General features: G+C 72.4%; 20 protein-coding genes. 12 read left to right on the top strand and 8 right to left on the bottom strand.

The features are described from left to right. Positions 1-14: 14 nt before the first annotated feature. The 3 genes from AB5J51_RS13700 to AB5J51_RS13690 form a co-directional block, all read right to left on the bottom strand. A complete protein-coding gene (locus tag AB5J51_RS13700) occupies positions 15-1,841 on the bottom strand; it encodes a protein kinase (protein ID WP_369777794.1) in 1,827 nt (608 codons plus the stop codon). Between the two features lie 73 nt (positions 1,842-1,914). Then, on the bottom strand, positions 1,915-2,505 hold the full coding sequence (locus tag AB5J51_RS13695; RefSeq protein ID WP_053789049.1) for a GNAT family N-acetyltransferase: 591 nt from the start codon (positions 2,503-2,505) through the stop codon (positions 1,915-1,917). Next, positions 2,502-4,532, bottom strand: a complete 2,031-nt coding sequence (locus tag AB5J51_RS13690) for a penicillin acylase family protein (protein WP_369780255.1) — start codon at positions 4,530-4,532, stop codon at positions 2,502-2,504. Before AB5J51_RS13690 ends, AB5J51_RS13695 begins: the two co-directional genes overlap by 4 nt. A 195-nt stretch (positions 4,533-4,727) precedes the next feature. Here AB5J51_RS13690 and AB5J51_RS13685 point away from each other — a divergent pair, with 195 nt between their 5' ends. Further along, positions 4,728-5,462: a siderophore-interacting protein gene (locus tag AB5J51_RS13685; protein ID WP_133896808.1), complete on the top strand. Its 735-nt coding sequence runs from the start codon at positions 4,728-4,730 to the stop codon at positions 5,460-5,462. A gap of 26 nt (positions 5,463-5,488) precedes the next feature. Here AB5J51_RS13685 and AB5J51_RS13680 read toward each other — a convergent pair whose 3' ends face one another. Beyond that, positions 5,489-5,989 carry a DinB family protein gene (locus AB5J51_RS13680; RefSeq protein WP_053789047.1) on the bottom strand — a complete coding sequence of 167 codons (501 nt, stop codon included), beginning with the start codon at positions 5,987-5,989 and terminating at the stop codon, positions 5,489-5,491. A gap of 104 nt (positions 5,990-6,093) precedes the next feature. Further along, positions 6,094-6,891 (bottom strand): GNAT family N-acetyltransferase, encoded by a 798-nt coding sequence (locus tag AB5J51_RS13675; RefSeq protein ID WP_369780254.1) that lies wholly within the window; start codon positions 6,889-6,891, stop codon positions 6,094-6,096. A gap of 61 nt (positions 6,892-6,952) precedes the next feature. Here AB5J51_RS13675 and AB5J51_RS13670 point away from each other — a divergent pair, with 61 nt between their 5' ends. From AB5J51_RS13670 to AB5J51_RS13645, 6 genes are all read left to right on the top strand, one after another. Further along, the gene (locus tag AB5J51_RS13670) at positions 6,953-7,342 is read left to right on the top strand and encodes a signal peptidase I (protein WP_030295063.1); all 390 of its coding nucleotides are present in this window, start codon (positions 6,953-6,955) and stop codon (positions 7,340-7,342) included. A gap of 231 nt (positions 7,343-7,573) precedes the next feature. Then, positions 7,574-9,823 carry an MMPL family transporter gene (locus tag AB5J51_RS13665; RefSeq protein WP_369777793.1) on the top strand — a complete coding sequence of 750 codons (2,250 nt, stop codon included), beginning with the start codon at positions 7,574-7,576 and terminating at the stop codon, positions 9,821-9,823. 39 nt (positions 9,824-9,862) lie between these two features. Next, positions 9,863-10,417, top strand: coding sequence for a GNAT family N-acetyltransferase (locus AB5J51_RS13660; protein WP_053789044.1), 555 nt, complete (start codon positions 9,863-9,865; stop codon positions 10,415-10,417). Between the two features lie 103 nt (positions 10,418-10,520). Next, the gene (locus tag AB5J51_RS13655; protein WP_369777792.1) at positions 10,521-11,114 is read left to right on the top strand and encodes a hypothetical protein; all 594 of its coding nucleotides are present in this window, start codon (positions 10,521-10,523) and stop codon (positions 11,112-11,114) included. 190 nt (positions 11,115-11,304) lie between these two features. After that, positions 11,305-11,472, top strand: a complete 168-nt coding sequence (locus AB5J51_RS13650) for a hypothetical protein (RefSeq protein ID WP_168724336.1) — start codon at positions 11,305-11,307, stop codon at positions 11,470-11,472. 80 nt (positions 11,473-11,552) lie between these two features. Beyond that, complete coding sequence (locus AB5J51_RS13645; protein WP_136226178.1) at positions 11,553-14,606, top strand: helix-turn-helix transcriptional regulator; 3,054 nt, start codon at positions 11,553-11,555, stop codon at positions 14,604-14,606. Here the strand turns inward: AB5J51_RS13645 and AB5J51_RS13640 are convergent. The 3 genes from AB5J51_RS13640 to AB5J51_RS13630 all read right to left on the bottom strand — a co-directional run bounded on the left by AB5J51_RS13640 (position 14,572) and on the right by AB5J51_RS13630 (position 17,230). After that, positions 14,572-14,757 carry a DUF6191 domain-containing protein gene (locus AB5J51_RS13640; protein ID WP_053789041.1) on the bottom strand — a complete coding sequence of 62 codons (186 nt, stop codon included), beginning with the start codon at positions 14,755-14,757 and terminating at the stop codon, positions 14,572-14,574. The genes AB5J51_RS13645 and AB5J51_RS13640 overlap by 35 nt on opposite strands. Before the next feature lie 31 nt (positions 14,758-14,788). Then, positions 14,789-16,015 carry a sorbosone dehydrogenase family protein gene (locus AB5J51_RS13635; RefSeq protein WP_369777791.1) on the bottom strand — a complete coding sequence of 409 codons (1,227 nt, stop codon included), beginning with the start codon at positions 16,013-16,015 and terminating at the stop codon, positions 14,789-14,791. Between the two features lie 207 nt (positions 16,016-16,222). Continuing rightward, positions 16,223-17,230, bottom strand: a complete 1,008-nt coding sequence (locus tag AB5J51_RS13630; RefSeq protein WP_133896802.1) for an aldo/keto reductase — start codon at positions 17,228-17,230, stop codon at positions 16,223-16,225. 79 nt (positions 17,231-17,309) lie between these two features. Here AB5J51_RS13630 and AB5J51_RS13625 point away from each other — a divergent pair, with 79 nt between their 5' ends. The 5 genes from AB5J51_RS13625 to ilvC all read left to right on the top strand — a co-directional run bounded on the left by AB5J51_RS13625 (position 17,310) and on the right by ilvC (position 25,222). Continuing rightward, positions 17,310-18,257, top strand: coding sequence for a 2-hydroxyacid dehydrogenase (locus AB5J51_RS13625; RefSeq protein ID WP_369777790.1), 948 nt, complete (start codon positions 17,310-17,312; stop codon positions 18,255-18,257). Positions 18,258-18,605: 348 nt separating this feature from the next. Further along, positions 18,606-21,464, top strand: a complete 2,859-nt coding sequence (locus tag AB5J51_RS13620) for a putative bifunctional diguanylate cyclase/phosphodiesterase (protein WP_369780253.1) — start codon at positions 18,606-18,608, stop codon at positions 21,462-21,464. A 204-nt stretch (positions 21,465-21,668) separates the two neighbouring features. Beyond that, complete coding sequence (locus tag AB5J51_RS13615; RefSeq protein WP_199828130.1) at positions 21,669-23,555, top strand: acetolactate synthase large subunit; 1,887 nt, start codon at positions 21,669-21,671, stop codon at positions 23,553-23,555. Between the two features lie 32 nt (positions 23,556-23,587). Beyond that, the gene (gene ilvN, locus AB5J51_RS13610; RefSeq protein WP_053789039.1) at positions 23,588-24,112 is read left to right on the top strand and encodes an acetolactate synthase small subunit; all 525 of its coding nucleotides are present in this window, start codon (positions 23,588-23,590) and stop codon (positions 24,110-24,112) included. Between the two features lie 108 nt (positions 24,113-24,220). Further along, positions 24,221-25,222, top strand: coding sequence for a ketol-acid reductoisomerase (ilvC, locus tag AB5J51_RS13605; protein ID WP_030295036.1), 1,002 nt, complete (start codon positions 24,221-24,223; stop codon positions 25,220-25,222). Positions 25,223-25,459 lie beyond the last annotated feature (237 nt).

The following is a 25,459-nucleotide window of genomic DNA, read 5'->3' as shown; positions in this document are numbered from 1 at the left end:
CCGAGCCGTTCGGCTCAGCGGGTGAGCTGCGGGGCGGCGATGACGACGGTGCCGTTGTCGCAGCCCATGTCCACCTTGACGCGCAGCCGCAGGGCATCGGTCACGTCCACCGACTTCGTCGCCGGCTTGCCGAGTTCGACGAGCTCGGAGAAGGCCGCGGGCTTCCCGTCGAGGGAGATGCTGACGCGTCCCTTCGCGTGCGTGGAGCCGTCGTCGATCCCGGCGGTGAACTCCAGGTGCTTCCACTCGCGGTTGAGGTCGAACTCGGTGATCGCCTCGTCGTTGCAGTCGGGGTTCGCGATGAAGGCCGCCCCGTACTGCTTGGTGTTGATCTTCGCGGCTCCGACGGTGAAGTTGCCCAGTCCCGCGATGGGCGTCAGCTGCGTCAGGTCGGCGGCCTTGATGTCCGCCGCGACGCCGCCCGGCTGGGTACCACTGGCGGTGGGGTCGGGTGTCGCCGCCGTGTCCGGACTGCCGCTCTCGCTCTCGCTCGGTGAGGGAGTGGGTGTCGGGGATTCCTCCTCCGGTACGGCCGCTTCGGAGGCGGAGCTGCCGCCCTTGCCGTCCGAGGCCTGGGCACCGCCCTTGTCCTTGTCCAGCAGCCGTACGCCGAGCACGCAGAGCGCCGCGATGACCAGGACGGCGGCCACCGAGCCCAGGACGAGCCCGGCCCGCCGCCGCTTCGGCGCGGCGGACCCCGGAGGCGGGGACTCGTGCAGCGGGTACGTCGGTCCGTACCCGGCGGGCACGTGCTCCGGCCGGGGCTGCAACGGGGGTTGTGGCTGCGGCTGCGGCCGGGCGTCCTGGGCCGGCGGGGGCGGTGAAGGGACGGGAGCGGCGACCGGCGTCTGGACCGGCGGCGGGCCCACCGGCTGCGGAGGCACCACCGGCTTCGACGGAACCGGCGCCGGGACCGCGTCCTGCACCGCCCGCTGCGAGGTCGAGGAGGTCGTGGACACGACCGCGTGCCGTACGTCCTTCATCCAGCCGGCCAGACTGGCGGGCCGCTGCACCGGATCGCCCGCGTAGACGGCGGTGATCCGGGCGCGCCGCTCGGCGTCCAGCGCCGCGATCTGCGGCAGCGCCGCCATCGCCCGGGCCAGCTGCTCCGGGGAGTTGGGCGGGGACTCGCCGCTCAGCAGGAAGTACGCGATCGCCCCGAAGGCGTAGCGGTCCGCCGCCGGGGTGCGCTTGCCGTCGAAGACCTCGGGAGCCGCGTACCCCGGCGTGAACCACACCTCCGCCGTCTGGTGGTCCGCGGTCAGCTTGCTGAGCCCGAAGTCCACCAGGGTGGCCTGTCCATGACCGTCCACCATCACATTGCCCGGTGACAGGTCACCGTGGATCACCTGGCGCCCGGACGGGGTGGCCTTCCCGGAGTGCAGCCAGTCCAGGACGTCGGCCAGCTGCTCCAGCGTCCGCATCACCTCGCGCCGCTCGGCGGAGGTGGCGAGGTTCCGTTCGGCGCGCCAGTCGCGCAGGTCGAGCCCGTCGACGTGGTTCATCACGAGGACGAGGGCCCGGCCGGTCAGCGTCCCGGACTCCCCCGACCGGTGGATCGGCGGCCCCTCGAAGTGCTCCCGGACGCCGACGACGCCCGGGCGGTGCACGAAGCGCAGGAGCTCGGCCTGCTCGTTCCACTTGCGGCTGATCCGGTCGAACTCGTCGGGAGTGATGGTCGTCTTGGAGTCGAGCACCTTGACGACCACCGGTTCGCTGCCGCCCGCGAGCTCGATCTCCGCGAGATAGAGGACGGCCTCCCCGCCGCGCCCGATCGACCGGAGCAGCCGGTACCGGTCTGCTGCCGCATCCGGCCCGATGTGCAAATCCTGGCTGGTCAATTTCCCCCCAGCGCCGATGCTTTGAGTGGGCATCAGTCTGGCGTGGCCGGAATCACACGGTCAATCGGAACGGTCAGTTTGCCTCGGGGCGGAGGAAGGCGAGGCGGGCCCGCTTGGCCGGCAGGTGGACCTCGGGCAGATCGATCTCCGGGAGCTCGACCTCCGGGCCGATCACGAAGCCGGTGCGCTCGAGGCGGGCGATGGCCTTCTCGTTGCGGGCGTCCGGCTCGGCGACCACGCGGCGGGTGCGGCCGTCGGACCAGACGAACCCCATGAAGGCCGTCATCAGGGCCGAGCTGAAGCCCTGCTGGGCCGTCCCCCGGGCGGGACCGATCAGCAGGTGCACGCCGGTGTCGCCCGGCTGGACCTCGTAGCACTCGCTGACGCGGTCCTCGGCGCAGTCGTACGTCTGGAAGAGCCCGACCGGCTCGCCGTCGCGGCTGACGATGAACGCGTGGTGCGTGGTCCGTCTGTCGACGTCCTCGTAGATCTCCTGGACCAGCTCGCGGCTGGCCTCGCGCATGCCCCAGAAAGCGGCGCGCTCTTCGGTGACCCAGCCGTGGATCAGGGCCGAGTCCCCGGCGGGGTCGACGGGGGTGATGGTGACGGTGCCGAAGCCCTCGACGAGCTGGGTGTGCACCGGCCGGCGGGTGGAGGTGGTCATCTGGAGGTTTCCTTCGTGAGGCGGGTCCAGTCGGTGACGACGGGGACGAGTTCGCACTGCGCCCAGAGCGGCAGCTGGTCGCGGTGGTGGGGTGAGCCGGTGACGCCGTCCGCGCCGAGCGGGACCACCCAGAGGCTGTCCTCGCGGCGGGCCAGGTCCCAGACGTAACGGGCCGAGGATGCACGGGCGGTGAGATCGGTGAACCCGGGAACGGTGGAGGTGGCGTTGACGCAGTCGTGGTCGCCGCCGAGGCCGGGCCACTCGGCCTCCGGGTCGGGCAGCGCCGACCAGGGGGCCAGCCGGTGGACCTGCGACCAGGGGGCGTCGGGGCGGGCGGCGGCGGCCGTCTCCTCCAGGGCGGCGCGGACGTGGGCCGCGCGGTCGAGGCCGGGGAGGAGGGTGGTGGTCAGCAGGCCTTCGAGGGCGTAGCCGATCTTCGGGAGCAGGTACAGCCAGGGGTGGAACACCTCTGGGCCGCAGGGGGCGTCGGCCAGTGCGGCGAAGACGGGGTCGGCGGCGAAGCTGCGTACGGTCGCGGTCCGGAAGGCCGAGAAGACGGTCGCGTCGGTGCTCCCGGCCGCCATGTGGCGGTCCCAGGCGAGCAGCCGGGTGCGCAGCGCGGCGGCCTCGGGGGAGAGGCCGTCGAGGCCGGGCAGCAGGGCCAGCAGCGGCTCGGCGGAGGCCAGGCGGGTGTCCCGGTGTACGTCGGCCATCGCCCCCGGGGTCCAGTCCGTGGAGCCGGAGAGCAGCTCGCGGATCCGGTTGGCGCGGTGCGGGGGCGCGAACTCCACGCCGAGCGGCGAGGCGATCCCGCGCGCGTTGGCCATGACCGCGAAGCCCTGCACGGGCTCGGCGGGGGTCTCGGCCCAGCCCTGCCAGGCGTACTGCGGGTCCCAGGCGGGCACCGGGCGCAGCCGGTTGGCCCGGTGGCGCAGCGGGACCGCGCCGGCGACGCGGTGCAGCAGGCCGCCCTCGGTGTCGGCGGCGTGGACGACGTTGACGGGCTCGGCCCAGCCGTCGAAGGCGCGGTCGATGTCGGCGACGGTACGGGCGCGCAGCAGGGCGGGGAGGACGGCGAAGCCGAGGTCGCGGCGGACGCGGGGCGGGTAGCGCAGGGCGAGGGTCTGGCCGCCGCCGTCCGTCTCGTCCCGGATGATGACGGGGCCGCGGGCGGTCTCCAGGACCTCGACCTCCACCGGGTCGGCGCCGGCGACGGTGATGGTCTCGATGTGCCGGGCGACGGGCTCCCATGCGCCGTCGGGGCCGAGGGCCTCGATCGCGTCGGGGTCGCCGGGGGCGGTGCGGAGCTGCTCGGCGTACAGGTCCTGGTAGTCGGACATGGCGTTGGTGATCGCCCAGGCGGCGCTGCCGGTGTGCCCGAAGTGGCCGAGGCCGGGGATGCCGGGGACGGCCAGGCCGAGGACGTCGTACTCGGGGCAGGAGAGCCGTATCTGCTGGTACACGCCCGGGTCCTCGATGAACCGGTGCGGGTCGCCCGCGATGATCGCCGAGCCGGTGGCGGTCCGGTCTCCGGGGACCAGCCAGCCGTTGCTGCCGGCGGTGCCGGGGCCGTCGGTGGCGAAGAGGGTGACGGCCTCGTCGCCGAGGACGCGGGCCACGCGCTCGCGCCACAGCTTGGTGGCGAAGCCGGCGAACAGGATGTGGGTGGCGATCCAGATGGCGAGGGGGACCCAGGGCTCCCAGGGGGTGGGGGTGTGGCCGGTGCGGGCGAACCGCTCGTCGCGGGCGGCGCCTTCGGCGAGGCCGTCGTTGACGCCGTCCACGTACGCCCGGACCCAGGCGGCGGTGTCGGGGTCGAGCGCCTCGTGGCAGCGGCGGGCGGTGTCGGCGAGCCGGGACCGGCGGGCGAAGCCGTCCCAGGCGACGGACTCCGGGCCGAGGAAGGCGGCGCTGGAGCCCTGGGCGCGGTGGCGCTCGACCTCCAGCTGCCAGGCGCGGTCGAGAGCGGTGGTGCGGCCCTGGGCATAGGCGAGGCGGTGGGCGTCGGCGGCGCGGAGATGGGGGATGCCCCAGTCGTCGCGGTAGAGCTCGAAGGCGTCGGCTCCGGAGGCTTGGGCTACGGAGGCGTCCGCTCCGGTGGTTTCCGAGCCGGTGGCGTTGGCGTCGGCGTCGTCCGCGTTGGTCACAAGGCTCACACTCATCCCCCATTGCGTTAGGTTAGGCTGCCCTAACTATAGGGCTCAAGGGAGGGGTGGTCGCACATGGCAGGCGTCGGCAAGGGCTGGGAGGGCGTGGTCCTTCGGCTGCTGCGGGGCAAGGACTTCACGTTCACGGTCACGGGCGCGGAGGACGTCACGGAGCACTACCGTCGTGTGCACGTGACGGACGGCGGACTGCTCGCGGCGGCCGGCGAGTCGCTCCACCCGACGATGTGGGTGCGGCTGTGGTTCGAGAGCGCGGGCAAGCCGCACACGCGGGCGTTCACCCTGGTCGACCCGGACCAGGCGGCGGGAACGTTCAGCCTGGAGTTCGCGCTCCACGAAGGCGCCGCGAGTGCGTGGGCGCGGGACGCGAAGCCGGGCGACACCATCGAGGCCACCGTCCAGGGGACCGGTTTCACCGCCCCGGCGCCCGAACCCGAGCGCCTGCTGGTGATCGGCGACCCTGCCTCGGTCCCGGCGATCAACTCCCTGCTGGACGCCTACCCGCAGACCCCCGCGACGATCTGGCTGGAGACGCAGCACGCCTCCGACGCCGACCTGCCGGTACGGCTGGACCCGGCCCGCCACGAGATCAGGCGGGTCGGGCGTGCGGGCTCGGCGCTGGTGGACCTGGTGAAGGCGCAGCTCCCGGAGCTCGTCGCGGACCCGGCGTCGGCGTACGTCTGGCTCGCCTGCGACACGGAGACGACCCGGACGCTGACGGCGTACCTGCGCAAGGAACTGGCCCTGCCGAAGCAGCGCGTGAACGGTCTGGGCTACTGGCGGGCCGCCTGACGGACGTGGCGGTCCCGCCGGGTGCCTCAGGCTCCGGTGGCGCCGTCGATGGCCTCGCGCAGGAAGTCGGCGTGGCCGTTGTGGCGGGCGTACTCGTGGATCAGGTGGAGCATGACGAGGCGCAGCGAGGCCTCCTCCTTCCAGCTGGGCACGTACGCCGTCACGTCGAGGGACTCGGCGGCCGCCTCGATGCGGCGGGCGTGCGCGACCTCCGTCTCCCAGGCGGCGAAGGCCTCCTCGCGGGTGGCGCCGGAGGCGTCGTAGGCGGCCTGGAAGTCGTGGGTGTCGGACCAGAGGTGGGGAAGCTCCTCGCCGTTCAGGGTGCGGCGGAACCAGTGCCGCTCGACCTCGCCCATGTGCCGGACCAGGCCCAGCAGGGAGAGGGTCGACGGCGGTGACGAGGGGCGCCGCAGCTCCTCGTCGGTGAGGCCCTCGCACTTCCAGGCGAGGGTGGCCCGGTGGTAGTCGAGGTACGCGCGCAGCGTCTCGCGCTCGTCGCCGGTCAGAGGTGGTCCCATGCGTTCCATGGGGTGATCTTGCCGGGAAGGCGCCGGGGCCGGAAGGCCGGGGGCAGGTGGGCGTGCTCGCCGGGACTGGACTGGACTGGACGGGACGAGGCGCGGCGGGGCGGTTACGCGGTTCCGGTCCAGACGTACGGGACCGTCGTGCCCAGGCGAGTGAAGCCGAGGCGTTCCAGGATCGGGCGGCTGTCGTCCGACGCGTCCACCTGGAGGTGGCGGATGCCGCGCTCCGCTGCGATGCGGGCCCGGTGGGCGACCAGGAGGCGGTAGATGCCCCGGCCGCGCCACTCGGGGAGGGTGCCGCCGCCCCAGAGGCCCGCGAAGGAGGAGCCCGGGCGCATCTCCATGCGGGCCGCGCTGACCGGGGTGTCCCCGGCCATCGCCACCACCGCCGCGATGGTCTCCGGCTCTTCCTCCAGCAGGGTGAGCAGCAGGTGCCGGATCCTGGGGCGCTCCGTTCCGAAGGCCTTCGCGTGGACGTCCATCATCAGGTCGACGCCCGCCTCGTCCGTCACCACCCGCAGGGTGATCCCCTCCGGCGGATCCACCGGCAGTGCGGCGAGCTCGTCCACCCGCCCCACCAGCAGGGTCTCGGCCGGCTCCGGGACGAAGCCCGCCGCGCGCAGCCGGTCCCCGAGATCCGCCGGCCGGTCGTGGTCGTACAGCTTCCACTCGAAGTCGCCGGCCCCGCGCCCCGCGAAGTACGCCACCTGCGCCGCGATCTCCGCGTCCGCAGTCTCCTCGTCGAGGTCCGACCAGAGCACGCCGTTCCACCCCTGCCCGGGCGCGGTCTGCCGTACCACCGCCCCCACGCGGTCCACCCTGGCCTCGGCGGCGTCCGGCAGCGCGTCGCGGCGCATCTCCCGGTCGTACCGGTCCCGTACCTTCAGCAGTTCGTCAGGTTCCATCGTCATCGGCCCAGATCACCAGCTGTCCGCCCGCCCGCACAACTGCATTAGCCTCACCCCCGTGAACGACGACTCCATCTACACCGGCAAGGCCACCCCGGACGCCGCCACCGACCGCGGCTGGCTCCTCGGGCACTTCAAGGACCCCGCCGATCCGCGCCACAGCAAGGACGTGGAGATCAAGTGGGGAGTCCACCCGAAGGGCGACGAGCGGGCCCAGTGGGTGCGGGGCGAGGAGCGCACCGCGCTGCAGGTGCTGATCAGCGGGCGTTTCCGGCTGGAGTTCCCGGGCCGCACCGTCGTCCTCGCCGAGCAGGGGGACTACGTCGTCTGGGGCCGCGGGGTCGACCACTCCTGGTACGCGGAGGAGGACGCGGTGGTACTCACCGTCAGGTGGCCCTCCGTCCCGGGCTACCGGGCCGACGAGCCGGACGGCCCGTCGAGCGGATGACCTTGGTCCCGCACCCCGTCGAGCGGATGACCTTGGTCCCGCACCGCTCCACGCCCCTGTGACGATGCACACGAAAGGGGCCAACGATCACGAAACGCTGGGATCGTGGCGGTGTATACCTTCTTGGCCGAATCCCGGGGCGATCCCCCGGGCCGCCGGCCTTCACGAGTTCCAGTGTCTTTGCGTCGGGCAGCTCCCGGTGAAGATCCGAACCACCAGGGAGCACGTCCGTTGGCAGCGATCGCACGGTGGTGCCTGCGGCACCGGCTGGTAGCCGTTCTCCTGTGGCTGCTCGCGCTCGGCGCCGCCGCCGCCTCGGCAGGGACCGCCGGATCGGCGTTCTCCAACGACTACGAGGTCCCCGGCACCGAGTCCAGCCGCGCCCATGCCCTCCTCCGGGCGGGCTTCCACGGCCACGGCGGTGACACCGACACCATCGTGTGGCGGGCCCCGGAGCATCAGAGCGTCCGTACTCCCGACGTCGAGCAGCGCATGACCAAGGCGCTCGACGCCATCGCCGCGCTCCCCGGCGTCGGTTCGGTCGCCGGCCCCTACGGAGCCGGGCCCGAGAGCGCCGCGCAGATCAGCCCCGACGGGCGCACCGCCTTCGCCGTGGTGACGTTCGACCGGCAGGCCGACTCCGTGCCCAAGGCGCAGGCAGAGGCCGTCGTCGACGCCGCGAAGAACCCCACCACCGAGGCGGACGGCCTGCAAGTCGAGCTCGGCGGCCGGGCGATCGCCCTGACCGAGGCGCCCACCGCGCACGTCGCCGAGGTCATCGGCGTGGCCGTCGCGGCCCTCGTCCTCTTCCTGGCCTTCGGCTCGCTCGCCGCGAGCCTCCTGCCCATCGCGACCGCCCTGGTCAGCGTCGGCACCGCCTACTTCGGCATCACGCTGCTCGGGCACGCCATGCCCGTCGCCGACTTCGCGCCGATGCTCGGCACCCTCGTCGGGCTCGGCGTGGGCATCGACTACGCGCTGTTCATCGTGACCCGGCACCGCAAGGGCCTCATGCGCGGCCTGCCCGTCGAGGAGGCGGCCGAGCGGGCCGTCGCCACCACCGGCCGGGCCGTCGTCTTCGCCGGGGCCACCGTCTGCATAGCGCTGCTCGGCATGCTGGTGCTGCGGCTGAACTTCCTGAACGGCGTCGCGATAGCCGCCTCCCTATCGGTGGTGCTGACGGTCGCCGCCTCGGTCACGCTGCTGCCCGCCCTCCTCTCGTACATCGGCATGCGCGCCCTCTCGCGACGCGAGCGCCGCAGGCTCGCGGCCGAGGGCCCGCGACCCGAGACGCCCACCGGGTTCGCCGCCCGCTGGTCCGCCTTCGTGGAGCGGCACCCCAAACTGCTCGGCGCCGTCGCGGCACTGGTCATGGCGGTGCTGGCGCTGCCCACCTTCTCCCTCCACCTGGGCACCTCCGACCAGGGCAACAACCCCGCCGGTTCCACCACCCGGCAGGCCTACGACCTGCTCGCCGACGGTTTCGGGCCCGGCATGAACGGCCCGCTCACCGTCGTCTCCCGCCTCGACGGCGCGGGGGACCGGCTCGCCGTCGACCACCTGGCCGAGGCGCTCCGGACGACCGAGGGCGTCGCCGCCGCCGGCCCGGCCGTCTTCAACCGGAGCGGGGACACGGCCGTCGTGACGGTCGTACCGGACTCCGCCCCGCAGTCCCGGGCCACGAGCGAGCTCGTCACGAAGCTGCGCGAGGAGATCATCCCGGGCGCCGGGCGCGGCAACACCATGGACGTCCACGTCGGCGGTGTGACCGCGGGCTACGACGACTTCGCCGACGTCATCGTCGGGAAACTGCCGCTGTTCGTCGGGGTGGTGATCACCCTCGGCTGCGTCCTCCTGCTGCTGGCTTTCCGCTCCCTGGGCATTCCCCTCAAGGCGGCCGCCATGAACGTCGCGGCCGTCGCCTCCTCCTTCGGCGTCGTCGTCGCGATCTTCCAGTGGGGCTGGGGCAGCGAGCTGCTGGGCCTGGGCAGCGCCGGCCCGATCGAGCCCTTCCTTCCGGTGATCATGGTGTCCGTCCTCTTCGGACTGTCCATGGACTACCAGGTGTTCCTGGTCAGCCGGATGTACGAGGAGTGGCTGGAGACGGGCGACAACCGGCGGGCCGTGCGCGTGGGCCTCGCCGAGACCAGCCGGGTGATCAACTCCGCGGCGGTCATCATGATCTCCGTCTTCCTGGCCTTCGTGCTCAGCGGCGACCGGATCATCGCGATGTTCGGCATCGCGCTCGCCGCGGCCGTCGCCCTCGACGCCTTCGTGCTGCGCACCCTCCTCGTCCCGGCGCTGATGCACATGCTCGGCGGCGCCAACTGGTGGCTGCCCGCCTGGCTGGACCGACGGCTGCCCAAGATCAGCATCGAGCCCCCCGAGCGCCGTCCGCATGCGACACTTCCCGCGCAGCGACCCGGTGCCGGCTCCGCCACGAGCGAGGACGGAGCCGAGCCCGCCACAGCATCCCGGTGACCCGGCAAACCGCCGTATGAGACCCAAGGAAGAAGCCGCATGTTCTCGATAGACCTCGCCGACGACGCCCAGCTGTTTCCGCTGGAGGTGTGGCACGCCGAGGAGTTCCTGGCGCACATGGACCGCGGCCGGGAGTACATCGGCGAGCACATCGTCCTGGCCGACTACGTCACGGACCTCGACTCGGCGCGCGGCTTCCTCTCCACGTACGGGCAGAAGACGGCCGCCGACGGCGGGCGGATCTACGGCATCCGGGTCGGCGGCACCCTCGTCGGCGGGGTCCTCTTCCGGACCTTCGACGCCGAGTCGGGCAACTGCGAGGTCGGCTGCTGGCTGGAGCCGACGGCGGCCGGCCGGGGCCTGGTGACCAAGGCCTGCCGCATCCTGATCGACTGGGCCTTCCACGAGCGCGGCATGCACCGCGCCGAGTGGCACGCCTCCTCCGCCAACAAGAAGAGCCTCGCCGTCGCGGAGCGCCTCGGGATGACCCGCGAAGGCGTCCTGCGCGAGGCCTACCCGTACCGGGGAGTCCGCCAGAACACCGAGATCTGGGCCGTCCTCGCCCACGAGTGGCCGCCGGCCCCCACCGCCTGACACCACCCGCCGCGGCCCCGGTCCTGGGGCCGCGGCCGGCCCGGCCCGACCGCGGCGGCGCATTCTCAGAAACCTCTCAGACAAGCCGCCTACGGTGCCCCGCATGGACACCACGAAGACCGCCGACCCGACCGCTCCCGAAGCGGACACCGCCGAGCCCCAGGCCGCCAAGGCCACCGAAGCCGCCGAGGCCAAGGCCGAGCTCAAGGACGCCCCCGCCGCGGACGCCGCCGGGGCCGCCCTCTCCGACGAGGAGCTCGAGGACGGGTTCCAGGACGAGCTCGACGCCACCGAGAAGGCGTCCGACGGCGTCGGCGCCGGGGCCTCGGCCGTCGTCGCGGCCGGGCTCGGCCTCGTCGCCCTCAGCGGCAGCTGGGTCTCGCGCGTCATAGCCGAGCGCCAGACCCTCGTGGGCCAGATCGAGTCGGTCAACGCCGCCACCACCGAGGCGAAGATCCAGGCCCTGTACGGCGACGCCTGGCACATGACCGCCCTCGTCAACGGCGTCCTGTCCACGCTCGCCCTCCTCCTCGCCGTCTTCGTGCTGGCCCGCCCCGCCTTCGGCGCCCCCGGCCGCACCCTCCCGACCTGGGTCCGCGCCGTCTCCTGGGCCGCCGTCGCGCTCGGCGCCCTGGGCGTCCTGCTCTTCGGCCTCATGTACTTCGACATCCTGGCTCCCCTCCCGAAGGCCGCATAGGACCTCCGTTCCGCCGGCCTAGGACCCCCTCCTAGGCACTCCCGGTCCGACCCGGGGTCCTTCGGCCGCGGCCTAAGGACCCCCGCCCCGCACAGATGCGGCATGCGCCCGATGTGCCGGCACCCCCTGGGACGCGAATCTTGGATCACACCGAACGAGGTGCCGAGAAACGCAGACCAGGGAGTACGAGATGTTCGAGTACGAGATCGCCACCGCCCGCCGCGCCGACCTCATCCGCGAGGCCGACGCGTACCGCCGGGTCCAGGAGGCCAAGAAGGCGCGCCGCGCCTCCTCCCGCAGCCAGGAACCCGAAGGGCCGGTGAGCGGGCAGCGAAGCCGCTTCACCCGCGCCGCGTAGCCCGCGCCGCGAAACGCGTGGACCGGCACGTGATGAGGAGCGCACCGATAACGAGTGCCGTCGGCCCGGGATCCTGTGCGATGCTCGGCGACGTGGAGACCAGATCTGTCAGCCCGGTGTTCGTCGGCCGAGCCGACGAACTGGCCGTACTCACCGACGCATTGGCTCGCGCCGCCGGCCAGGAGCCGCAGGCGATGCTCATCGGGGGCGAGGCCGGGGTCGGAAAGACCCGCCTCACCGAGGAGTTCCTCTGCGAGGCAGCCCGCCGCGGTGCGGTCGTGGCCGTCGGAGGCTGTGTGGAGATCGGGGCGGAGGGACTTCCCTTCGCCCCGTTTTCGACGGCCCTGCGCACCCTGCACCGCCGGCTCCCGGGGGAGTTGGCGGCCGCGGCCGCAGGCCAGGAGGACGAACTCGCCCGGATCCTTCCCGAACTGGGTGACACTCCCCGCGGGCCGCACGACGAGGAGAGCACCGCGCGGCTCTTCGAACTGACGGCCCGGATGCTGGAGCGGCTCGCCGCCGACCGCACCGTCGTCCTCGTCCTGGAAGACCTGCACTGGGCGGACACCTCCACCCGGCACCTGCTCTCCTACCTCTTCCGCACCCTCGCCAGTGGCCGGCTCGTCGTCGTCGCCACCTACCGGGCCGACGACGTCCACCGCCGCCACCCGCTGCGCCCGCTGCTCGCCGAACTGGACCGGCTCCGCACCGTCCAGCGCATCGAACTGCCCCGCTTCAACCGGGCCGAGGTGCGCCGCCAGCTCGCCGGCATCCTCGCCGCACAGCCCGACGAGGCCTTCGTGGACTCCGTCTTCGACCGCTCCGACGGCAACGCCTTCTTCGTCGAGGAACTCGCCGCCTGCCGGGAGAGCGGCTGCCGCACCGGACTCACCGAGTCCCTGCGCGACCTGCTGCTCGTCCGCGTCGAGGTGCTGCCGGACGCCGCCCAGCGCGTGGTGCGCATCGTCGCCGAGGGCGGCTCCACCGTGGAGTACCCGCTGCTGCGCGCCGTCGCCGGACTGACGGAGGACGAGCTGATCGAGGCCCTGCGGGCCGCCGTCGGCGCCAACATCCTCCTCGCCACCTCCGACGGGGACGGCTACCGCTTCCGCCACTCGCTGGTCCGCGAGGCCGTCAGCGACGACCTGCTGCCCGGCGAGCGCGCCCGCGTCAACCGCCGCTACGCCGAGGCCATGGAGGCCGACGGCTCGCTGATCCGCGCCGAGGAGCGGGTCATCCGGCTGGCGAGCTACTGGTACCACGCCAACGACGCAGCCAAGGCGCTGCCCGCCGTCCTCGCCGCCTCGGTCACCGCCCGTCGCCGGCACGCCTACTCCGAACAGCTGCGGCTGCTGGAGCGGGCGTTGGACCTGTGGGAGAGCGCGCCGGAGGAGGTGCGCGAGACGCTGCGCCCGGTGGACTACACCGATGTGTACCCTCCGTGCGGCTGCGACCCGGCCACGACCCCGCTGCAGCGGCTCGACCTGCTGGCCGAGGCGACCGTCGCCGCCCGCTTCGGCGGCGAGCGCGAACACGCCCTGAAGATCACCAAGACGGCGCTGCGGCTGCTGGAGGAGGACCAGGACCCGCTGCGCGCCGCGTGGTTCTGGACCGAGCGTTCCCGGCTCGTCGCCAGCCTGGCCCGCGGCGACGGCTGGGAGGAGCTCGCCAAGGCCCAGCAGCTCGTCAAGGGGCTGCCCCCGTCCCAGGTGCACGCCGAGGTTCTGGTCAGGGCCGCGGGCTGGGGCATGCTCCACAACCCCGGGCCGGGCAACATCGAGGCCGCGGAACGAGCCGTCGACTACGCCCGCATGCTCGGGGCCGAGGAGATCGAGCTCAACGCCCGTATCACCGTGGGCTGCCTGCTGACCGACTCCGGCGAAGCCGACCACGGCCTCGCCGAGATGCAGGCGGTCCGGGAGCGGGCCACGGAACTGGGGCTCGTCATGCTGGCGGGACGTGCACATATCAACCTCACCTCTCAGCTGGAAAGCATGGGCCGGTCCCACGAAGCCGTGGAACTGGCCGAACAAGGGGTCGAACTCGTCAAGAAGTCCCGGCTGCTGGACACCGAGGCGTGGCTCAGCGGGAACATGGCGGAGAGCCTGTACAACCTCGGCCGCTGGGACGAGGCCGCCGAAGCCGCCCGGCGCGCCCTGAGCGTCGGCCAGAGCGCGGCCCCGCGCGGCTCCGCCTCCGCACGGCTGTCCTACCTGGCCCTGGCGCGCGGCGAGATGACCGAGGCGACCGCCCGGCTCGCCGCCGCCCACGCCCACTTCGGCACCCACGACAGCCAGCCCCAGCACCGCATACCGCTCTACCGCCTCGCGGTCGGCGTGGCCGCGGGGGAGGGCCGGATAGCCGACGTCCGCGCGGAGATCGCCGAGGCGGTCGCCCACGGCTTCCCGCTCGGCCACCACCGCTACGCCTGGCCGCTGCTGCTCGCCGCCGCCTCCGCCGAGGCGGACGTCCGGGGACTCCCGGTCGCCGACGCCGGCCGCGAAGCCGCCCTGGACGTGCTCCGCGCCGCCGCCCGCGCCCTGGCCACCCCGGTGCCGGTGTGGACCGCCCACGCCGAGTTCTTCCGCGCCGAGCTGCTGCGCGCCGAAGACCGGGACACCGCCGACGACTGGGCCGCCGTCGAGCAGGCCGTCCGCCCGCTGGAGCGCCCGTACCTGCTGGCCCGCGCCCGCCACCGGCTCGCCGAGGCCCTGCTGGCCTCCGGCGGCTGCCGCGAGACCGCCGCCGCCTTGCTCCGCGGGGCCTACGCCACCGCGGACCGGCTCGGCTCCCGCAGGCTCCGCGAGGACCTGGCCCTGCTCGCCCAGCGCGCCCGGCTCCCGCTCACCGAGGCCGACACACCCGCGGCCCTGCCCGCACCGGACACCGACCCCGTCGAGGCCCTCGGCCTGACCAGCCGCGAGCGCGACGTACTGCGCCTGGTCGCGGCCGGCAACAGCAACCGCCAGATCGCCGAGGAGCTCTTCATCTCCCCGAAGACAGCCAGCGTGCACGTCTCGAACATCCTGGCCAAGCTGGGCGTCGCCGGCCGCGGCGAAGCGGCGGCCCTCGCGCACCGGCTCCGGCTGTTCGCGCCCCTCAGTCCTGCGGGGGCCGCTCGGCCGGGCGTATGAGCACCTTGCCGGAGTCCAGGTCTATCGGACCGCGTCCCGGATCGCCGTCGCTGACATCGGTCCGGGACAGCTCCAGCCGCTTCTTCTCGTCGTCCGTGTGCTTGCGCCCCGGGTTGAACAGCTCCTCGATCATGTTGAACACCGTGCCCACCGTGCCTTCCCCCCCCACCGGGGACCCGTGGTTACCGCACCGTCAGTGTCAGGATCCTGTCGTCGCCCGCCTCCGGCGAGCCGCGCCCGTCCGTCTCGCTCGTGACCAGCAGCAATCTGTCCCCGCCGAGGGCGATCACCGTACGCAGCCGGCCGTACTTCCCCGTCAGGAACGCCTCCGGGCCGGCCACCGGAGCGGCCCCGGCCAGCGGGATCCGCCACAGCCGCTCGCCCTTGAGCCCGGCCATCCACACCGATCCCTGCGCCCAGGCGATCCCGCTCGGCGAGGCCTCGTCGGTCTTCCACACGGCCACCGGATCACGCAGCCCGGGCTTGCCCGCCTTCCCCTCGGCCTCCGGCCAGCCATAGTTGGCGCCGGGCTCGATCAGATTCAGCTCGTCCCAGGTGTTCTGGCCGAACTCGGCCGCCCACAGCCGTTTGTCCTTGTCCCAGGCCAGGCCCTGCACATTGCGGTGCCCGTAGGAATAGACGACGGAGTCGGCCTCCGGATTCCCGTGCACCGGCTGCCCGTCCGGCGTCATCCGCAGGATCTTGCCGCCCAGCGACTTCTTGTCCTGCGCGAGCCCGGTGTCGCCGGTCTCGCCCGTACCCGCGTAGAGCATCTTGTCCGGGCCGAAGGCGATCCGGCCGCCGTTGTGGACCAGGCCCTTGGGGATGCCCCGGAACACCGTGTCCGGCGCGCCCAGTTGCTGACCGGGGTCCCTCTGCTCGTCGTAGCGCATCCGGGCGATGCGGTTGTCGGACTCCGTCGTGAAGTACGCGTACACCATCCGGTCCGAGGCGAACGCGGGCGACAGGGCGAGCCCCAGCAGCCCGCCCTCCCCGCCCGGAGCGACCCCCGGCACCTTGCCGATCGGCGTCACCCGGCCCGTGGCCGCCGCGACCCTGCTGATCGTCCCCTTGTCCCGCGAGGCGACCAGCAGGTCCCCGTCGGGCAGCGGGGCCACCCCCCACGGCGACTCCAGGTCCTTGGCGATCTCGCCCGCCACCGTCACGGAGCCCTTCGCCGGCGGCGGGGCCGCCTCCGAGGAGCCGGACGGGGAGCCTGCCGGGTCGGCCGCCGACGGTGTGGGTGCCGCGCGGGGTGGTGAGGCGCCCGCCTTGCCGCCGGGGGCGCCCGCCGGTGCGCAGCCCGCCGCCAGCAGAGCCCCGCATCCGGCCAGGGCGAATGCCGCCAGCACTCCACGGGTCCGGGGCCGGGGGCCTTCGTACAGCTTGTGCGCCTGTCCGTATCGCATCGTCCTGCTCCCCTCCGGTGCTGCGATCGTGCCCTTCATCTGCCTCAACAGCTGCGGCAGTTCCCGAAGTTCCACCACTCGTACACCCGATCGAGTGGTTGTCGCGGTGTCGGCCCCCCCGGAACCGGCCACGACCCCGGAACCGGCCAAGACCCCGGAACCGGCTACGGCCGGGCACCCGGCCACGGCCCGATCCCGTTCCCCGGCTCAGTCCCAGGCTCCCACCGCCGCCGGCAGCGCCGCGATCTCGGCCAGGTCCCCGGCCGTCAGCCGGACCTGCGCCGCCGCCGCGTTCTCCGCCGCCCAGTGCGCCCGGTCGGCCCCCGGCACCGGCACGACCTGCGGCCCCTGCGCCAGCACCCACGCCAGCGCCACCTGTGCCGCCGTCACCTGCGGCCCGTGCCGCCGCGCCACCCGCCGCAGCCCCGCCACCAGCACCTGGTTCGCCGCCATCGACTCCGCCGTGAACCGCGGATGCCGCGCCCGTACGTCCTCCCACTCGAAGCCCTCGCCCGGCCTGAGCGTCCCCGTCAGGAACCCGCTGCCCAGCGGCATCGCCGCCAGGAACCCCACCCCGCGCGCCGCACACCACGGCAGCAGCTGCCGCGCCGCCTCCGGGGACCACACCGACAGCTCCGCCTGCACCGCGCTCACCGGGAACACCTGCTGGACGCGCTCCAGGTGCCCCAAGGTCACCCGGTACGCCCGGTCCCCGCGCCGCCCCGCCCCCGGCCCGGCACCCGCGCCCAGCGCGCAGAACCCGAGCGCCCGCACCTTCCCGGCCCCCACCAGCTCCGCCATGGCGCCCCAGGTCTCCTCCACCGGGACGTCCGGATCCACCCGGTGCAGCTGGTAGAGGTCTATGACGTCCGTCCGCAGCCGCCGCAGCGAGGCGTCGCAGGCCCGCCGCATGTAACCGGGCCGCCCGTCCGCCACCACGTGCTGCTCGCCCGCCCGCAGCCCCACCTTGGCGGACACGAACGCCTCCGACCGCCGCTCCCGCAGCACCCGCCCCAGCAGCAGCTCATTGGTGAACGGCCCGTACAGGTCGGCGGTGTCCAGCAGGTTCGCCCCCAGGTCCAGCGCGGTGTGCACCGTGGCCAGCGACTCCTCGCCGCTGCGCCGCGAGGGCGCGTACGCCCAGCTCATCGGCATGCACCCGAGCCCGACGGCGCCCACCGTCAGCGCTCCCGCCCCGATCGACCTGCGCTCCACCCGTGCGTCCCCCTCCCGGTCCGGCAAACAAACTAACGGCTTGATCAGGATCCTTCGGCCTTGGCATAGCCTCGTGATCATGACTGCAAAGACAGCGGACGTCTGGCTCCCGTTCCCCGCCGAGGAGATCGAGGGCCTCCCCGACACCTTCCGCTACCGCCACTGGGACGGTGAGGACACCTTCCCGGCCGATCCGGCCGCCTGCGTCTTCTACGTCACCCCGTACATGAAGTCCTCCGAGGTCACCCTGCGCCCGCTGGCCGGCATGCCGGACCTCAAGGTCGTGCAGACGCTGACCGCGGGCATCGACCACGTCCTGGGCGGCCTCGACCTCCTGCACCCCGGCGTACGGCTGTGCAACGCGCGCGGCGTCCACGAGGCGAGCACCGCCGAGCTGGCGCTCACCCTCGCCCTCGCCTCGCTGCGCGGCATCCCCGGCATGGTGCGCGGCCAGGACCGCGAGGAGTGGCGCGGCGGCTTCTACGACGCCCTCGCCGACAAGTCCGTACTGATCGTCGGGTACGGGTCCATCGGCGCGGCCATCGAGGGTCGGCTCGCGCCCTTCGAGTGCGCGCGGGTCACACGGGTCGCACGCTCGGCGCGCACCACCGTGCGCGGGCCGGTGCACGCGCACGCCGAACTGCCCCGGCTCCTCCCGGAGGCCGACGTGGTCATCCTCTCCACGCCGCTGACCGACGCGACGCGAGGGCTGGCGGACGCCGCTTTCCTCGCCCGGATGAAGGACGGCGCCCTGCTGGTGAACGTGGCGCGCGGCCCCGTCGCCGACACCGCCGCGCTGCTGGCGGAGCTGGAGTCGGGCCGGCTGCGCGCGGCACTCGACGTCACCGACCCGGAACCGCTGCCTGCCGGCCATCCGCTCTGGCATGCTCCGAATGTCCTGATCACGCCTCACGTCGGCGGCAGCAGCACGGCGTTCGCGCCGCGGGCCAAGCGCCTGGTGGCCCGCCAGCTGCACCGGTTCGCCGCCGGGGAGCCCGTCGAGAACACGGTCCTGATCACCGGGTGACGCGCTGTGCGCACGCTCCGCATCCGCCCGGACGCGCACAGTGGCCACAACTCCCCGCGTGGTAACGGAGAGTAGACCATCTATGTCCCTGAGTGACGAAAGTGGTGTATCGTCCGGAACAAGGGGCTGCAGCGCGTTCGTCTGGCGCTGGGGAGTGATCGGACACTTTGGGGGGCGACGGGCGATGCACGGCCAATGGACGAAAGATCCGATGCGGCACAGCCGCCGGAGGCGGCGCTGCCGGGACTGGGCTGCGCCGGAACCAGCCGGCGAGGGGGACCGGTGACTGCCTCGGGGGCGGCGCTGCTGACCAGGCAGCCCGTCCCGGGCGGCGGCAGGAGCCTGACGATGCAGCTGCTCCTCGCCGTGATCAGCGGCGGGTACGCCGTCGGTGCCGCCCTCGGCTGGGGCTCCGAGGAACTCGCCGAGATCATGGGCGACTTCGGTCTCAGCGCCGCCGCGCTACTCGCCGCCGTCTCCTGCTACACCTATGCACGGGTGATCGACAGCCGCGAGCGCCCGGCCTGGCTGCTCTTCGCGTTCTCCTCGCTCATGGGGGCCTGCGGCAATGCCGTCTGGGGCTGGTACGAGGTGGTCCTCGGCGAGGCCGTGCCGAAGCCCTCGGTCGCCGACTTCGCCTTCCTCTGCTTCGCGCCGCCCGCCATCGTCGGCCTGCTCGTCCTCGCCAAACGCCCGGTCACCCGGGCCGGCTGGGTCTGCCTCGGGCTCGACTCCTGGCTCATCGGCGGCTCCCTGCTCACCCTGTCCTGGAGCCTGGCCCTCGCGCACGCGGCGCGCACCGCCCAGTCCGGGGCCCCCGGCAGCGTCCCGCGGGCCGCGCTCTCCCTCGCCTACCCGCTGCTGGACATCGCGCTCGTCTCCATGGTGCTGGTCCTGCACTTCCGGCGCTCCGAGGTCAACCGCTCGGCCGTCAACACCGCCATCGCGGCCCTGGCCCTGACCGTGCTCAGCGACGCCCTGTTCACCTCGCCGCTGCTGAGCGCCGAGTACCAGTCCGGGCAGCTGCTCGACGCCGGCTGGTTCGCCGGCTCGCTGCTGCTCGCGTACGCACCCTGGGGCGCCCGGCGCATGCATCCGGACCCGGGGACGCCGGGGCTTGCGCGCATCGCCGACCGCCCGGTCAGCCGCCCCATCACCGGCTCGCTGCCCGCGCTCACGCCGTACCTCGCGGCGGCCGTCTGCACCCTGGGCATCCTGTACAACGTGGTGGACGGCCGGAAGGTCGACCGGGTCGTCGTCTTCACCGGCTGCACGGTCGTGCTCGCCCTCGTCATCCGGCAGGGCATCATGCTGATCGACAACATCGCGCTGACGCAGGAGCTGGCCCAGAAGGAGAACCACTTCCGCTCCCTGGTCCAGGGCTCCAGCGACGTCATCATGATCGCCGCGCCCACCGGGACCCTGCGCTACGTCAGCCCCGCGGCGGCCGGGGTCTACGGGCGCGAGGCCGAGGAGCTCGTCGGCACCGAGCTCGCCACCCTGATCCACCCGCACGACCTGGGCCGGGTGGTCCACGAGGTGCGCCGCTTCCTCGCCGCACCGCCCGCCGAGGAGCCGACCACCCGCATCGAGTGCCGCTTCAGGTCGGGCAGCGGTGAATGGCTCAACGTGGAGTCGACCGTCAACCGCCACCAGGGCGGCCTCATCCTCAACAGCCGGGACGTCACCGAGCGGGTCCGCCTCCAGGCGCAGCTCCAGCACAGCGCCGAGCACGATCCGCTGACGGACCTGCCCAACCGGGCGCTGTTCACCCGCCGGGTCCGCCAGGCCCTGACCGGGCGGCGCGCGGGGGACCACAGCACCGCCGTGCTCTTCATCGACCTCGACGGGTTCAAGGCGGTCAACGACACCATCGGCCACCAGGCCGGCGACGAGCTGCTCATCGAGGCCGCGCGCCGGCTCCAGGACTCGGTGCGCGCCGGGGACACCGCGGCCCGCCTCGGCGGGGACGAGTTCGCGGCGCTCATCCTGGGCGACGGCAGCCGCGACCGCAGTGCCCGCGAGTACCAGGTGCACGAGATCGCGGACCGGCTGCGCACCACCCTGTCCCAGCCGTACCGGATCGCCGGCAGCGACGTCCGGGTCGCCGCCAGCATCGGCGTGGCCTTCGCCGACCCCGGCATCACCCCTTCGGACCTGATGCGCAACGCGGATCTCGCGATGTACCGAGCCAAGGCGGGCGGCAAGGACCGGGTCGAGCTGTACGCCCCCCAGATGCAGGCCGAGGTCGTGCGGAAGGCGGAGCTCGCCGGGCGGCTGCGCACCGCGCTGCACGACGGGGAGTTCGCCCTGCTGCACCAGCCCGTGGTCTCGCTGGCGACCGGCGAGGTCACGGCCGTGGCGGCGCAGGCCCGCTGGCGCTCGGCCCAGGGGATCCTGTTCACCCCGGCGGAATTCCTCCGGGTGGCCGAGTACAGCGAGGGCGCGGCGGCAGGGCCGGACGGTCGCGGCGGGCTCCCCGGGGGCACGCCCACCCGGGCCGCCGAGCTGGGACGCTGGCTGCTGGAGGAGGCCGTGGGGCAGGCGGCCGAGCGGCACCGGATCGGGCACGACGTACCGGTGGCCGTCCGGATGAGCGCGCAGCGGCTGCTGGAAATGGGGCCCGGGGCAGCCGGGGGAGCCGGGCAGCCCGGCTCCGTGGACACCCTGCTGAACCGGCACGGGCTGCCCTCCGGGGCCCTCGTGATCGAACTGGCCGACAGCGACCCCAGGGTCCCCTTCGACGAGCTGGAGCGGCGCCTGGCGGCCCTGCGCAGGCTCGGGGTCCGGATCGCCCTGGACGGGTTCGGCAGCGGCTACGCGGCCATCAGCGCCCTGCGCCGGCTCCCCGTGGACATCTTGAAGCTGGACAGAGGCCTGGTCGAGGGTGTGGTCGAGTCCGCCCGACTCCACAAGATCACCGCTGGTTTGTTGCGCATTGCAAATGATTTGGGCATGCAGTCGGTGGCCGACGGGGTCGACCTCCCCGAGCAGGTCATGGCGCTGCGCGCGATGGGCTGCACGCATGGCCAGGGAGCGGCCTTTTCCGGCCCGCTCGACGAGTACAGGCTGCGCCGCGCGCTCGTGCGCGGTACGTTCCCAGTACCGGGTGGGGCGGCCCAGCCCGCCCTGGCCGGTGGTCCGTCCGGGGGGTCGATGGCCATCCGCAGAGGCTCACATAATGAGACGCCCGTCCCACCCACTTGACATCCCCCTCCCGCCGGAGGGAGGGTCAGTGCCATGCGCACCCGAATTCTCGTACTTGGAAAGCGCGTCGGCTGAAGCTGGGACCTGCATGTCCCCGCTCCACACACCCGACGCGCTCCCCTCGCTTGCCTCCTGGCACGAGGGGTTTTTTGTTGCACTGGCACACCTTCGAATCCTCGTAAAACCCTCAGCCTCGAGAAGAGAATGCCGATGACCGAGCAGGCCACCGGGGCCCACCATCCGCAGCCGCGGCCCCGTTCCGGCGGACACCAGCCCGCCGCAGTTGAGCACGTCACGGGTGCGCAGTCCCTCATCCGCTCTCTCGAAGAGGTGGGGTGCGACACCGTCTTCGGTATCCCGGGCGGGGCCATCCTCCCGGCGTACGACCCGATGATGGACAGCACCAAGGTGCGCCACATCCTGGTCCGCCACGAGCAGGGCGCCGGCCACGCTGCGACCGGCTATGCCCAGGCCACCGGCAAGGTGGGTGTCTGCATGGCCACCTCCGGCCCGGGCGCCACCAACCTGGTCACCCCGATCGCCGACGCGCACATGGACTCCGTGCCGCTCGTCGCGATCACCGGTCAGGTCTCCTCCAAGGCCATCGGCACCGACGCCTTCCAGGAGGCGGACATCGTCGGCATCACGATGCCGATCACCAAGCACAACTTCCTGGTCACCAAGGCCGAGGACATCCCGAGGACGATCGCCGAGGCCTTCCACATCGCCTCCACCGGCCGTCCCGGCCCGGTCCTGGTCGACATCGCCAAGGACGCCCTGCAGGCGAAGACCACCTTCACGTGGCCGCCCTCGCATGACCTCCCGGGCTACCGGCCGGTCACCAAGCCGCACGCCAAGCAGATCCGCGAGGCCGCCAAGCTCATCTGCCAGGCCAAGCGCCCGGTCCTGTACGTCGGCGGCGGCGTCATGAAGTCCGGCGCGACCGCCGAACTGAAGGTCCTGGCCGAGCTGACCGGTGTGCCGGTCACCACCACGCTGATGGCGCTGGGCTCCTTCCCCGACAGCCACCCGCTGCACGTGGGCATGCCGGGCATGCACGGTGCGGTCACCGCCGTCACCGCCCTGCAGAAGTCGGACCTGCTGATCGCGCTCGGCACCCGCTTCGACGACCGCGTCACCGGCAAGCTGGACAGCTTCGCCCCGTTCGCCAAGGTCATCCACGCGGACATCGACCCGGCCGAGATCGGCAAGAACCGCGAGGTCGACGTCCCGATCGTGGGTGACGCCCGCGAGGTCATCGCCGACCTGATCCAGGCGGTCCAGGCCGAGCACACCGAGGGCAACGCCGGGGACTACTCCGCCTGGTGGAGGGACCTCACCCGCTGGCGCGAAACCTACCCGCTGGGCTACGAGACCCCCGCGGACGGCATGCTCTCGCCGCAGCAGGTCATCCAGCGCATCGGTGAACTCGCGCCCGAGCACACCATCTACGCGGCCGGCGTCGGCCAGCACCAGATGTGGGCCTCGCACTTCGTCAACTACGAGGAGCCCCGCACCTGGCTGAACTCGGGCGGCGCCGGAACCATGGGCTACGCGGTCCCGGCCGCGATGGGCGCCAAGGTCGGCATGCCGGACCGCACGGTCTGGGCGATCGACGGTGACGGCTGCTTCCAGATGACCAATCAGGAACTGGTCACCTGTGCGCTGAACAACATCCCGATCAAGGTCGCGATCATCAACAACGGTGCGCTGGGCATGGTCCGCCAGTGGCAGACCCTGTTCTACAACCAGCGGTACTCCAACACCGTTCTGCACGCGGACGAGACCGGCCACGACACCGTCGGCTCCCAGCTCGGCGAGTCCACCGCCCCCCGCAAGGGCACCCGCGTCCCGGACTTCGTCAAGCTGTCCGAGGCCATGGGCTGCGTGGCGCTGCGCTGCGAGGACCCGGCCGACCTGGACAAGGTCATCGCCGAGGCCAACGCGATCAACGACCGTACCGTCGTGATCGACTTCATCGTCCACGAGGACGCCATGGTGTGGCCGATGGTCGCCGCCGGCACCTCCAACGACGAGGTCATGGCAGCCCGGGGCGTCCGTCCCGACTTCGGCGACAACGAAGACGACTGAGCCGAGAGAGCCTGAGAGAGAGAACGACTCACATGTCCAAGCACACGCTCTCCGTCCTGGTCGAGAACACGCCCGGCATCCTCGCCCGGATCGCCGCGCTGTTCTCCCGCCGCGGGTTCAACATCGACTCCCTCGCGGTCGGCGTCACCGAGCACCCCGACATCTCGCGCATCACCATCGTCGTGAACGTCGAGGACCTCCCGCTGGAGCAGGTGACCAAACAGCTGAACAAGCTGGTCAACGTGCTCAAGATCGTCGAGCTGGAGCCGCACAACGCCATCGAACGCGAACTCGTTCTGGTGAAGGTCCGGGCCGACAACGAGACCCGGTCCCAGATCATCGAGATCGTCCAGCTGTTCCGCGCCAAGACGGTCGACGTCTCCCCGGAGGCCGTCACCATCGAGGCCACCGGCGGTACCGACAAGCTCGGCGCCATGCTCAAGATGCTGGAGCCGTTCGGCATCAAGGAGCTCGTGCAGTCCGGCACGATCGCCATAGGGCGCGGCGGCCGGTCCATCACGGACCGCAGCCTGCGCGCGCTCGACCGCAGCGCCTGAGCAACACCCTGACGTCGCGTTGCCTCTCGCATCGCGAGACCAGGAAACTTCCTCCCCGTTCCCCGCCGTACGGTGGGAGCAACACCAGCGCACCAAGGAGATATCCCAGTGGCCGAGCTGTTCTACGAGAACGACGCCGACCTGTCCATCATCCAGGGCCGCAAGGTCGCGGTCATCGGCTACGGCAGCCAGGGCCACGCCCACGCGCTGTCGCTGCGTGACTCCGGCGTCGACGTCGTCGTCGGCCTGAAGGAGGGCTCGAAGTCCAAGGCCAAGGCCGAGGAGCAGGGTCTGAAGGTCGTCTCCGTGTCGGAGGCCGCCGCGTGGGCCAACGTCATCATGATCCTGACCCCGGACCCGCTGCAGGCCGAGATCTACGAGGAGTCCATCAAGGAGCACCTCGAGGAGGGCGACGCGCTCTTCTTCGGCCACGGCTTCAACGTCCGCTACGGCTTCATCAAGCCCCCGGCCAACGTGGACGTCGCCCTGGTCGCCCCGAAGGGCCCGGGCCACCTGGTCCGCCGCCAGTACGAGGAAGGCCGCGGCGTGCCCTGCATCGCCGCCGTCGAGCAGGACTTCTCCGGCAGTGCCTTCGCCCTCGCGCTCTCCTACGCGGCCGGCATCGGCGGCACCCGCGCCGGCGTCATCAAGACCACCTTCACCGAGGAGACCGAGACCGACCTGTTCGGTGAGCAGGCCGTCCTCTGCGGTGGCGCCTCCGCCCTGGTCAAGGCCGGTTTCGAGACCCTGACCGAGGCCGGCTACCAGCCGGAGATCGCGTACTTCGAGTGCCTGCACGAGCTGAAGCTCATCGTGGACCTCATGTACGAGGGCGGCCTGGAGAAGATGCGCTGGTCGGTCTCCGAGACCGCCGAGTGGGGCGACTACATCACCGGCCCCCGCATCATCACCGACGCCACCAAGGCCGAGATGAAGAAGGTCCTCGCCGAGATCCAGAGCGGCGAGTTCGCCAACACCTGGATGGCCGAGTACAAGGCCGGCCTGCCCAAGTACAACGAGTACAAGAAGGCCGACGAGGCCCACCTGCTCGAGACCACCGGCAAGAAGCTGCGCAAGCTGATGAGCTGGGTCGACAGCGACGAGAGCTGATGTCGCAGCCGCGGGGGCCGGGGCGCGCACCGCCCCGGCCCCGCGGCGCACCACCGGTTCGGCGGAATGCGGACCTTCTCCGGCGCAGGGTTGTCCACCCCGGCCAACCCCGGACGGGTGATCCTTCCGTACAGGCGGAATTCCGGCCACCATCCGCCACTACACTGCTCAACACAACGCGTCAGGCCCACAGTGTCGTGCGTCTTCCACGCGGCTACCCCCTCCACCGCCTGCGGC

It is taken from the genome of Streptomyces sp. R33 (genome assembly GCF_041200175.1).
Taxonomy (GTDB): Bacteria; Actinomycetota; Actinomycetes; order Streptomycetales; family Streptomycetaceae; genus Streptomyces; species Streptomyces katrae_B.
Note: the sequence above shows the minus strand (reverse complement) of the source record. Positions and strands in the feature narration are given on the sequence as shown.

Bases quoted from the DNA above. Each gene is read 5' to 3' on its own strand.
- AB5J51_RS13645 (WP_136226178.1), top strand. From the start codon at position 11,553: ATGCTCGGCGACGTGGAGACCAGATCTGTCAGCCCGGTGTTCGTCGGC.
- AB5J51_RS13615 (WP_199828130.1), top strand. From the start codon at position 21,669: ATGCCGATGACCGAGCAGGCCACCGGGGCCCACCATCCGCAGCCGCGG.
- AB5J51_RS13695 (WP_053789049.1), bottom strand. From the start codon at position 2,505: ATGACCACCTCCACCCGCCGGCCGGTGCACACCCAGCTCGTCGAGGGC.
- AB5J51_RS13620 (WP_369780253.1), top strand. From the start codon at position 18,606: ATGCAGCTGCTCCTCGCCGTGATCAGCGGCGGGTACGCCGTCGGTGCC.
- AB5J51_RS13680 (WP_053789047.1), bottom strand. From the start codon at position 5,989: ATGGAACGCATGGGACCACCTCTGACCGGCGACGAGCGCGAGACGCTG.
- AB5J51_RS13650 (WP_168724336.1), top strand. From the start codon at position 11,305: ATGTTCGAGTACGAGATCGCCACCGCCCGCCGCGCCGACCTCATCCGC.
- AB5J51_RS13685 (WP_133896808.1), top strand. From the start codon at position 4,728: ATGGCAGGCGTCGGCAAGGGCTGGGAGGGCGTGGTCCTTCGGCTGCTG.
- ilvN (WP_053789039.1), top strand. From the start codon at position 23,588: ATGTCCAAGCACACGCTCTCCGTCCTGGTCGAGAACACGCCCGGCATC.
- AB5J51_RS13635 (WP_369777791.1), bottom strand. From the start codon at position 16,015: ATGCGATACGGACAGGCGCACAAGCTGTACGAAGGCCCCCGGCCCCGG.
- AB5J51_RS13655 (WP_369777792.1), top strand. From the start codon at position 10,521: ATGGACACCACGAAGACCGCCGACCCGACCGCTCCCGAAGCGGACACC.
- AB5J51_RS13660 (WP_053789044.1), top strand. From the start codon at position 9,863: ATGTTCTCGATAGACCTCGCCGACGACGCCCAGCTGTTTCCGCTGGAG.
- AB5J51_RS13675 (WP_369780254.1), bottom strand. From the start codon at position 6,891: ATGGAACCTGACGAACTGCTGAAGGTACGGGACCGGTACGACCGGGAG.
- AB5J51_RS13625 (WP_369777790.1), top strand. From the start codon at position 17,310: ATGACTGCAAAGACAGCGGACGTCTGGCTCCCGTTCCCCGCCGAGGAG.